4 protein-coding genes and 3 pseudogenes are annotated in these 11247 nt (G+C 55.7%); 2 read left to right on the forward strand and 5 right to left on the reverse strand.

The features are described 5' to 3' along the window. Positions 1-51 precede the first annotated feature (51 nt). The 5 genes and pseudogenes from DW082_RS07705 to gyrA form a co-directional block, all read right to left on the reverse strand. Complete coding sequence (locus DW082_RS07705; RefSeq protein WP_259335557.1) at positions 52-222, reverse strand: hypothetical protein; 171 nt, start codon at positions 220-222, stop codon at positions 52-54. A gap of 49 nt (positions 223-271) precedes the next feature. Then, positions 272-1222: pseudogene (locus DW082_RS07710) on the reverse strand (SPFH domain-containing protein). 85 nt (positions 1223-1307) lie between these two features. After that, positions 1308-2752, reverse strand: a pseudogene (gene sufB, locus DW082_RS07715) (Fe-S cluster assembly protein SufB). Positions 2753-3169: 417 nt separating this feature from the next. Beyond that, a complete protein-coding gene (locus DW082_RS07720; RefSeq protein ID WP_101572031.1) occupies positions 3170-4483 on the reverse strand; it encodes a lipopolysaccharide assembly protein LapB in 1314 nt (437 codons plus the stop codon). An 18-nt stretch (positions 4484-4501) separates the two neighbouring features. Beyond that, positions 4502-7047 (reverse strand): annotated as a pseudogene (gene gyrA / locus DW082_RS07725) (DNA gyrase subunit A). Positions 7048-7282: 235 nt separating this feature from the next. On the opposite strand from gyrA, the gene DW082_RS07730 reads away from it, so the two are divergent. Beyond that, positions 7283-8290, forward strand: a complete 1008-nt coding sequence (locus tag DW082_RS07730) for an endonuclease/exonuclease/phosphatase family protein (RefSeq protein ID WP_118458109.1) — start codon at positions 7283-7285, stop codon at positions 8288-8290. 141 nt (positions 8291-8431) lie between these two features. After that, positions 8432-11167, forward strand: a complete 2736-nt coding sequence (gene ppdK / locus DW082_RS07735) for a pyruvate, phosphate dikinase (RefSeq protein ID WP_055202913.1) — start codon at positions 8432-8434, stop codon at positions 11165-11167. Positions 11168-11247 lie beyond the last annotated feature (80 nt).

The raw sequence follows: 11247 nt of genomic DNA on the forward strand, positions 1-11247 counted from the left end.
TTTAAGCGGTAGTCCGCACTCCGTATCCCCGGAGCGCGAATGTCCGATCCGTTAATCTCCTCTTTCGTCCGGCGGCGAAATGGCCCCGCCTTCGTTCTGCATCCGGCGGCTTTTTTTCAACGCCTGGTCGATGATGTAGAGCAACTGTCCGTTCACGCTGCGAAACTCGTCGGCGGCCCACTTCTCGATCGCTTCCATCCGCCGGGAATCGATCCGCAGTATGAACGTTTTTTTGTTTTATCTCTTTAGCCATCCGCCTTGTCTCTCTTCGCTACTGGTGCAGCGTTCCGGTATTCACGACCGGCTGCGCCTGTTCGTCGGCACAGAGCACCACCAGCAAATTACTTACCATCGCCGCTTTCTTATCTTCGTCGAGATCGACCACCTTTTCGGCGGCCAGCCTATCGAGCGCCATCTGCACCATCGTCACCGCTCCCTCCACGATCTTTTCGCGGGCCGAAATGATCGCGGCAGCCTGTTGCCGGCGCAGCATCACCGCGGCGATCTCCGGCGCATAGGCCAGGTAATTGATTCGCGCTTCGACCACTTCGATCCCGGAGATCGCCAGCCGCGAATTGAGTTCGTGCTCCAACCGATCGTTGATCTCCTCGCCGCCGGAACGCAGCGTCACTTCGTCGGACGACTCGTTGTTATCGTAGGCGTACTCCCCGGCCAGACTCCTCAGCGCCGCATCGCTCTGCACGCTGACGAAATTCTGGTAAGCGGCCATCCGCGACGCCAGCGTCTCGCGCTGCTACACGGCGACCACGCCGCCTTTCACCGGAACCGCCCTGACGCCGGACGTTTCCTGGCTGTCGATCTCGAACATCGCTTTATAAGTATCCTTCACCCTCCATACCAGCACGAGCCCGATCATCACCGGATTGCCGGCCTTGTCATTCACCTTGATCGGCTCGATGTCGAGGTTGCGGGCCCGGTACGTCATTTTTTTCTTCGCGTAGAAAGGATTCACCCACCAAAAACCGTTGTCGTTCAACGTCCCTTTGTAGACCCCGAAAAAAAGCATTACGCGCGCCTCGTTCGGCTCGATCATCATAAATCCCGGAAGACACAGCACGAACAGTAACAAACACAATCCGCCCCATACGGGCATCGCCTGCGTCAAGAGCCAGACGCCGCCCACGAGCAGCAATAACATGACTGCCAGCATCGAAAAACCGGACATCCGGAACCCGGCAAATTTCTTTTCATTCTTTTCCATAACCGCCCTTTTTAAAAGTAATATCAAAATGATATCACAATAATATGGAAAACGATTTACAAATCCAAATTTTCACCCGCGAAAATCATCCGACACTGCCTTCGAGGCTGATCGACAGCAATTTCTGCGCTTCGACGGCAAACTCCATCGGCAGCTTATTCAGCACTTCGCGGGCATACCCGTTGACGATCAGACCGACAGCGTCTTCGGTCGACAGTCCGCGCTGGTTACAGTAGAACAACTGGTCTTCGCCGATCTTCGACGTCGTCGCCTCGTGCTCCACGACCGCGCTGCGGTTGTTCACCTCTACGTACGGGAACGTATGCGCCCCGCAACGGTCGCCGATCAGCAGCGAATCGCACTGCGAAAAGTTACGCGCGCCTTCGGCCTTCGGCGAGACCCTGACCAATCCCCGATAGCTATTCTGACTGCGGCCGGCGAGATCCCCTTACTGACGATCCGGCTGCGGGTATTCCGCCCGAGATGAATCATCTTGGTTCCGGTGTCGGCCTGCTGGAAATTGTTCGTCACCGCCACCGAATAGAATTCGCCGACCGAATTGTCGCCGGCCAGAATACAGCTCGGATATTTCCACGTCAACGCCGAACCGGTTTCGATCTGCGTCCACGACAGCCGGGCGTTCTCGCCGCGGCACATGCCGCGTTTGGTCACGAAATTATAGATTCCGCCATTGCCGTCCTTATCGCCCGGATACCAGTTCTGCACGGTCGAATACTTAACCTCGGCGTCCTTCATCACAACGATTTCGACGACGGCGGCATGCAATTGGTTTTCGTCGCGCTGCGGCGCGGTACACCCCTCCATATAACTGACGTAAGCTCCTTCGTCGGCCACGATCAGCGTCCGTTCGAACTGGCCGGTTCCGGCCGCGTTGATCCGGAAATAAGTGCTTAGCTCCATCGGGCAGTGCACTCCTTTGGGAACGTAACAAAACGAACCGTCCGAGAAAACGGCCGTATTCAGCGCGGCGAAGAAATTGTCGGTGTACGGAACCACGCTGCACATGTACTTACGCACCAGCTCGGGATAGTCCCGCAGCGCTTCCGAGAACGAACAGAAAATGATTCCTTTTTCGGCCAGCGTTTCGCGGAACGTCGTTTTGACCGACACGGAGTCCATCACCGCGTCGACCGCCACGCCCGCCATCAGCATCTGTTCTTCGAGCGGCACGCCGAGCTTATCGAACGTCGCCTTCAGCTCCGGATCGACTTCGTCCATACTGGACAGTTTCGGTTTCTGCTTCGGCGCAGCATAATAAATAATATCCTGAAAATCGATCTCGGGCAGATCCAGATGCGGCCAGCGCGGCATCGTCATCGTCAACCAGTGCCGGTAAGCCTTCAGCCGGAATTCGGTCATCCACTCCGGCTCGCCTTTTTTGGCCGAGATCATCCGGACGACCTCCTCGCTCAATCCTTTGGGAATGGTTTCGGTATCGATGTCGGTCACAAAACCGTACTTATACTCACCGTTGGTGACTTCGTTCAGTATATCGTCTTTCTCTTCCATCCGACTTAATTTTAAGAATCAATCCGGGAAACAATCCATAATTTCCGCAAAGGTAAACCACAAGAAGCTATCCTGCAAAATTATGTCTTCCTGCGAAATGCCCATGCAGAATTTAAGCCAAAAAACGCGAGCCGCCCCGTTCCCCGGAACAAAACGGTCTCTCTCCTCCGTACCCGCCGCCGACCCGGTATGTTCCGCTTTCTCCGAAAAAACCGTCCTTCACATCGCCAATCCTTCTTCAGGATACAATAGTACTCAATTTTTTACACTTTTGCAGACAAAATCATCCCCGATCCGACTCTTCCCGACGATTCTCCGGCAACGTCCGTTGCGCACGCATAAAAAGGCCCGGCGGAACTCCGTCCGCCGGGCCGAAACCGGAAAGCCTTCCCGGCCCTTATCAGCCATGCTCAGCAACTATTGCTGCGGCATGCTTTTGAACAGTTCGTCGTATTTCTTGAAGTTCTCCATCATCGCGGGAGAAGTATCGCGCAGGCGGAAATAAACGCTCTTCAGCAATTCGACGGTCGTAGGATCGTCCGGCTTGGCCACATGCGCTTTTTCGAGCGGAGCAAGTATATCCACATAAGCCTGATCGACCTCCTTCATCGCCGCATCGCGTTCTTCGCGGCTGGTGAACGATTTTTTGTTGAATTCCTCGGTTTTCAGGTCGGCCTGACGGATCAGCATCAGCGAATAGTTGAAATTATTCGTGAATTCGTCCGGAGCCAATTCGAGCGCCTTGCCGAAAGCCTTCAACGCTTCCGGCGTATTGCCCAGTTTGTCGTAAATAGTACCCAAGCCTGCCCACAACTCGGCATTGTTCGGATCGTTGGCAATACCCTGCTGGATATAAGGAATAATGGTATTGGGATCTTCGCCCGTCTCCGAATACAGCACGATCAGCTGTTCGAGGATCTGGTTGTTTTTAGGATATTTGCCAAGGCCGGTAACCAATGCCTCTTTCGCTTTTTCGAAATCCTTCTGCGCCCGGTAGCAGTGATACAAATAATAGTAAGCCTCCCCGTTGCTTTCGTAACCGTTGGCGATCGCATCGTTCAAGTATTTGACCCCCTTGTCGAATTTGCCGGTGAGCGTATACAGGTAGCCGGCATTGAAACAGCAGACCGTATCGATTTTGTTCAACGGAGCCTGATTCTGCACATCGTAAGCCGCGGCGAACGCATCGGCCGTCGGGTCGAATTCACGCATGACATACAGGTTGTCGGCATCCTGCTTATAAGCGTCCGCAATCTTTTTGAATCCCTCGGCAACCTTTGCCTCCGCATCCTTCGGTTCCAGCTCGTAAGCCTTCTTATAGGCAGCCGCAGCCTTTTCGAGCGCATTGTCGACGATCGTTTTTTTCATTTTCCAGAAATAAACGGCCCCGTCTTTCAGGTAAAGATCGAAATAGGGATACGACCATTTCACATACTCGGTTCCGGCTACATTCTCGGTTCCTTCCTCAGGCTTCGGGAAAAGAACCTGCGCGGTCAGTTGATCCAGTCCCCGATACAGTCCGGTAGCCGCAACCGTCCCGGCTTCCAGGTAAGCATTTCCCAGATCGATCCAGGAACTGGCCCGCGCGCCCCGTTTCGGAGTCTGGCTGTCGAGCTCCAGCTTTTCCACTTTCTTAATAATGGCGGCCTCGTCGAACTTGGCCTCCTGTGCCTGCGCGGTACCCGTAATTCCCAGCGCGGCAACTGCAACGAACAAAAACAGACGTTTCATGATTCAGCTTTTTAATAATTATTCAATATTGTTTTCAGAGGCGTCCGCCGTCGGTTGAGCACCGTTCCCGCCGGACTCTTCTGCGACTCCTGCCTCGGAATCGTTGTCCTCCTCGCTCTTGGGTACCGGAACAACGGAAGCGATCGCATCGTTATTGCGCAGGTTGATCACTTTCACACCCTGGGTGGCGCGGCCGGCCAAACGGATATCCCCGACCGGGATACGGATCGTCAGCCCCGATTTATTAATGATCATCAGATCGTTCTCGTCGGTCACCGACTTGATGGCGATCAGCTTGCCGGTTTTCTCGGTAATCTGCAGCGTCTTGACCCCTTTCCCGCCGCGGTTCGTAATACGGTAGTCGTCCAGGTCGGTGCGTTTGCCGTAACCGTTTTCGGAAACGACCAGAATATCCTCCTTGACATCCTTTTCGACACAAATCATGCCGACCACCTCGTCGTCGTCGTCGATGGTAATCCCCTTGACGCCGGCGCCGGTACGACCGATCGGACGGACGACCTCTTCGTTGAAACGAATCGCTTTGCCGTTCTTCGCAGCGATAATCACTTCGCTGTGCCCGCTGGTCAGCACGGCTTCGAGCAACTGGTCGCCCTCTTTGATCGTGATGGCGTTCACGCCGTTCTGCCGTGGACGCGAATAGGCTTCGAGCAGCGTTTTTTTCACGATACCGGCTTTGGTACACATGATGATATAGTTGCTGTTCACATACTCCTTATCGTCCAGGCGACGGACGTTGATGTAGGCGCGCACCTTGTCGTCCGGCTCGATTTGGATCACGTTCTGGATCGCGCGGCCTTTCGAAGCCCTCGCCCCTTCCGGAATCGCATAAACTTTCAGCCAGTAGCAACGTCCTTTTTCGGTGAAGAACAACATCGTGTTGTGCATCGTGGTCACATAGATGTGCTCGATAAAATCTTCGTCGCGCGTCGCGCTGCCTTTTACGCCGACGCCGCCGCGGTTCTGCGTGCGGTACTCGGTCAGCGGCGTCCGTTTGATATAGCCATATGCGAAATGGTAATCACCATTTCGTCGTCGGCGTAAAAATCTTCCGGATTGAACTCCTCGGCGCTCAGCACGATCTCCGTGCGACGCTCGTCGCCGTATTTTTCCTTGATCTCGATCATCTCGTCGCGGATGATCCGCATCTGCAACGCTACGCTTTCGAGCACCTCTTTATAGTAGGCGATCCGCTTGCAAAGCTCGTCGTACTCCTGTTTCAGCTTATCGCGTTCGAGACCGGTCAACGCCCTCAGACGCATGTCGATGATCGCAGTGGCCTGCACTTCCGACAGCTCGAACCGGTTTATCAATGCGATCTTGGCTTCGTCCGGGCTTTGCGAACTGCGGATGATATGGATCACCTCGTCGATATGATCGACGGCGATCAGCAAACCTTCCAGAATGTGGGCCCGTTTTTCGGCCTGCGCCAGGTCGTAACGCGTACGGCGCACCACCACATCGTGCCGGTGCTCGACAAAATAGCGGATCAAATCGCGCAGGTTCAGCAACATCGGCCGTCCGTCGACCAGCGCGATGTTGTTGACCGGGAACGACGTCTGCAGAGCCGTGTACTTGAACAGGTTGTTCAGCACGACGCTGGCGACCGCATCGTGTTTGAGGATCATCACGATACGCATCCCGTTCCGGTCGCTCTCGTCGTTGATGTAGGCGATTCCCTCGATTTTCTTTTCGTTGATCAGGTCGGCGATCTTGCGGATCATCTCGGCCTTGTTCACCATGTAGGGAATTTCGGTCACTACGATGCACTCGCGGCCGGTAGCCGTATGCTCGATCTCGGTCTTCGCCCGCATCATCACGCGGCCGCGGCCGGTTTCATAAGCCTCCTTCACGCCCTCGTAACCGTAGATAATCCCTCCGGTCGGAAAATCGGGAGCCTTGATATGCTTAATCAGGTCGGCCACTTCGATATTCGGATCGTCGATATAAGCGCAAATCGCGTCGATCGTGTCGGACAGGTTGTGCGGCGGCATGTTGGTCGCCATCCCGACGGCGATCCCCGACGCGCCGTTGACCAGCAGCAATGGGATCTTGGTCGGCAGCACGGTCGGCTCCGGAATCGTCTCGTCGAAATTCGGACGAAACTCGACGGTATCCTTTTCGATATCGGCCATCACCTCGTCGGCGATCTTTTTCATCCGGGCCTCCGTATAACGCATGGCAGCCGGACCGTCGCCGTCGACCGAACCGAAGTTCCCCTGCCCGTCCACCAGCATATAGCGCATGCTCCACTCCTGTGCCATACGCACCATCGCTTCGTAGACCGACAAGTCGCCGTGCGGGTGGAACTTACCGAGCACGTCGCCGACGATTCTCGCCGACTTACGGTGCGGTTTGTCCGAATAGAGATTCAGTTCGTTACTCATGTCGTACAGAATCCGGCGGTGAACGGGTTTCATGCCGTCCCTCACATCCGGAAGCGCACGGGACACGATGACCGACATCGAATAATCGATGTAGGCCGATTTCATCTCCTCTTCGATATTGATTTTGATGATTCTTTCGCTTGTTCCTTCTTCTGCCATGATTTGAGCTTATAGTCCTTTGTTGTGAAGCGATGAGTCGCCTTCGTTTTAGGTCGCTAATTTACGCATTTTTTGGACAAACGCAAAATACGCCCCTAAAAACGCGTTTAACGGGGATTTTTGCCGCGCCTTTTATTGCTTATAACGTAAAAACCCGGGCAAAAGTTCGTCAAACGCGCTAAAAAAGGGCAAAAAACGGATATATTATCCTAAATTTGCATGAAACCCGTATCCCATGAGACCGATCCGCCTGCTGTCCGTCCTGCTGTGCGCCGCCGCATTTTGCTGCGGGACGGCGGCCGGAACGGAACCCGACCGCATCCGGATCGCCTGCTATAACGTCGAATCGCTATTCGACACGGTACCCGATCCGTCGGCTGGCGACGCGGAGTTCACCCCGCACAGCCCCCGACGCTGGAACACCGAGCGGTATCGCATGAAGATCAACCATATATCGCGCGTGATCGACGACCTCGACGCCGACCTGCTGGCGCTCGCGGAGGTCGAAAACGAAGCGGTCGTACGCGACCTGATGTACGCCATGCGGTCGGACTACAATTACATCCACCGCAACAGCGGCGATCCGCGCGGCATGGACGTGGTGTTGCTGTATCGGGGCAGCCGCTTTTTTCCGACGCGCGTCCGGCAGGTTTTCGGCCGAGGGCTGACGCGCAGCCTGCTTACGGTAGACGGGGAATTGCTCGGCGAATCGGTTACGCTGATCCTCTGCCACCTGCCCTCGCAGATGAACGCCGCGCGCTACCGCGCCGAGGCGTTCCGCTCGCTGCGCCGGACGGTCGATTCGCTGCTGACCGGCTCGCCGCAACGGAAATTGGTTGTTCTGGGCGATTTCAACGCCGAACCCGACGCTCGCGAATCCCGTAAAATCCTGCACGTCCGACCCGAAACCGCTCTCCGAAACGCTCCGGCCGACCCGTCCGCGCTCTACACGCCGTTCGTCGGCCTGCGCCGGCAAGGCTACGGCACGCTGGTTTACCGCGACCGCCGGCAGTTGTTCGACTACATTCTGGTCAGCGGGGCTTTCGCTTCCGGAAACGGCCTGCGCTACGGAGGCCGTTGCGGCATTTTCGTCCGGGACTACCTGATCCACCGGTCGGGCCCATGGAAAGGCTATCCGATCCGGACTTTCCAAGCCGGCCGGTACACCGGAGGATACAGCGACCATCTGCCGGTATTTCTGGACTTTGAAAACAAAAAACCCGAATCGCCGGAAGTCCGATAAATTTTTGCAGATATTAAATTAAATCATTACTTTTGCACACCTATTTACCGGCTCGCCGCTTTTTTACCGAAAGCGGTCGTATTTATTTAAAAAATTCAATAACTACAAATAAATTCAAAACGGATTAAACGTAAAAAGAAGATGCCAAACGTAAAAAGAGTTTACACCTTCGGCAACAAGAAGGCCGAGGGTAACGGAAAGATGAGAGAATTGCTCGGAGGAAAAGGAGCTAACCTCGCGGAAATGAACCTGGTCGGTATTCCGGTTCCTCCGGGATTTACCATCACCACCGAGGTCTGCACCGAGTACTATCAGCACGGTAAGGAAGAAGTGATCAAGATGATCAAGCCCGAAGTCGAAGCCGCCATGAAACAGGTCGAGAAGAACATGGGCATGGAGTTTGGCAGCAGCACGAATCCGCTTTTGCTGTCGGTACGTTCGGGCGCGCGCGCTTCGATGCCGGGTATGATGGACACGATCCTGAACCTCGGCCTGAACGACGAAGCCGTCGAAGGCATCGCCAAGAAGACCGGCAACGCGCGTTTCGCATGGGACTCGTACCGCCGTTTCGTACAGATGTACGGCGACGTGGTGATGGACATGAAACCGCAGAGCAAAGAGGACGTCGATCCGTTCGAAGAGATCATCGATGCGATCAAGGAGGAAAAGAAAGTAAAGAACGATACCGAACTGACGACCGACGACCTGAAAGAACTGGTAAAACGTTTCAAGGCCGCCATCCTGAAGAATACCGGCAAAGAGTTCCCGACCAATCCGTGGGAACAGCTCTGGGGCGCCATCTGCGCTGTATTCAGCAGTTGGATGAACGAGCGTGCGATCCTGTACCGCAAGCTGAACAATATTCCGGCCGAATGGGGCACCGCCGTAACCGTTCAGGCGATGGTATTCGGTAATATGGGCGAAACTTCGGCTACCGGCGTGGCCTTTACGCGCGACGCCGCTACCGGCGAAGACATTTTCAACGGCGAATACCTGGTCAACGCACAGGGCGAAGACGTGGTAGCCGGTATCCGCACGCCGCAGGAGATCACCCTCGAAGGTTCGCGCCGCTGGGCCGAATTGCAGGGCATTTCGGAAAGCGAACGCGCGCTGAAATATCCGTCGCTCGAAGAGGTGATGCCCGCCGCGTTCAAAGAACTGAACGAAATCCAGCAGCACCTCGAAAACTATTTCCGCGACATGCAGGATCTGGAATTCACGATCCAAAACGGCAAATTGTGGATGCTGCAAACGCGTAACGGCAAGCGTACCGGCGCAGCCATGGTTCGTATCGCGATGGAAATGCTCAAAGAGGGTCTGATCGACGCTCCGACCGCCGTTCTGCGCGTGGAACCGGCCAAGCTGGACGAACTGCTGCACCCGGTATTCGACAAGAAAGCGCTGAAACAGGCCAACATCATCGCAAAGGGGCTGCCCGCCTCCCCGGGCGCCGCTTCGGGGCAGATCGTATTCTTCGCCGACGACGCCGAAAAATGGGCCGAACAAGGTAAAGAGACGATCCTCGTCCGCATCGAAACCTCTCCGGAAGACCTGAAGGGCATGAACTCCGCAAACGGCATTCTGACCGCGCGCGGCGGTATGACTTCGCACGCGGCCGTCGTTGCGCGCGGCATGGGCAAGTGCTGCGTTTCGGGCGCCGGCGACCTGCAGATCGACTACAAGGCCCGCACGATTACCGTAGGCAACAAAAAATACAAAGAAGGCGACTGGATTTCGCTGGACGGATCGACGGGCATCATCTACGAAGGCAAAGTGAGCACGATCGACGCCGAAGTGAGCGGCGATTTCGCCAAACTGATGGAACTGGCCGACGAATACGCACGCCTGAAGGTGCGCGCGAACGCCGACACGCCGCGCGACGCGCAGACCGCGTTCAAATTCGGAGCTCAGGGTATCGGCCTGTGCCGTACCGAGCACATGTTCTTCGAAGGCGACCGCATCAAGGCCGTACGCGAAATGATCCTGGCCGACGACGAAGCCGGACGCCGCAAGGCGCTGGCCAAGCTGCTGCCGATCCAGCGCGGCGACTTCGAAGGTCTGTTCGAAGCGATGAACGGGCTGCCCGTAACGGTTCGCCTGCTCGATCCGCCTTTGCACGAGTTCGTTCCTCACTTCGAAAAAGAGATGAAGGAACTGGCCGACGACCTGAAAGTTCCGTTCGAAACGATTAAGAACAAGGTCGAATCGCTGGCCGAATCGAACCCGATGCTCGGACACCGCGGTTGCCGTCTGGGAAATACTTATCCCGAAATTACCGAAATGCAGGCTCGCGCCATCATCGAAGCAGCGCTGAACACCCGCAAGAACAAGGGTATCGACGTACACGTGGAGATCATGGTTCCGCTGGTAGGCAACGTGAAAGAGCTGAAATACCAGAAAGACGTTATCAAGGCTACCGCCGAATCGGTATTCGCCGAACGCAACGACCGGATCGACTACATGATCGGTACGATGATCGAGATCCCGCGCGCAGCCGTTACGGCCAACGAGATCGCCGAAGAGGCCGAATTTTTCTCGTTCGGCACGAACGACCTGACGCAGATGACGCTCGGGTTCTCGCGCGACGACGTAGCGAAATTCCTGCCCGTTTACATCGAAAAAGGCATCCTGAAGCACGACCCGTTCCAGGTGCTCGACCAGGACGGCGTCGGCCAACTGGTGCGCGAAGCCGTATTCAAAGGCCGCGGCGTAAAACCGAAACTCAAGTGCGGTATCTGCGGCGAGCACGGCGGCGAACCGAGCTCGGTGGAATTCTGCCATTATGCCGGCCTGAACTACGTTTCGTGTTCTCCGTTCCGCGTGCCCATCGCACGTCTGGCAGCGGCTCACGCAGCGCTGAAACAAGGCGATAAATAATCGAAACGCTCCGGATCTTCCGGAACCCGGAAAGGGGCGGCGTCAATGACGCCGCCCCTTTTGTTTTTACGGCGAAAACG

The organism is Alistipes sp. AF48-12 (genome assembly GCF_003477565.1).
Lineage (GTDB): Bacteria > Bacteroidota > Bacteroidia > Bacteroidales > Rikenellaceae > Alistipes_A > Alistipes_A hominis.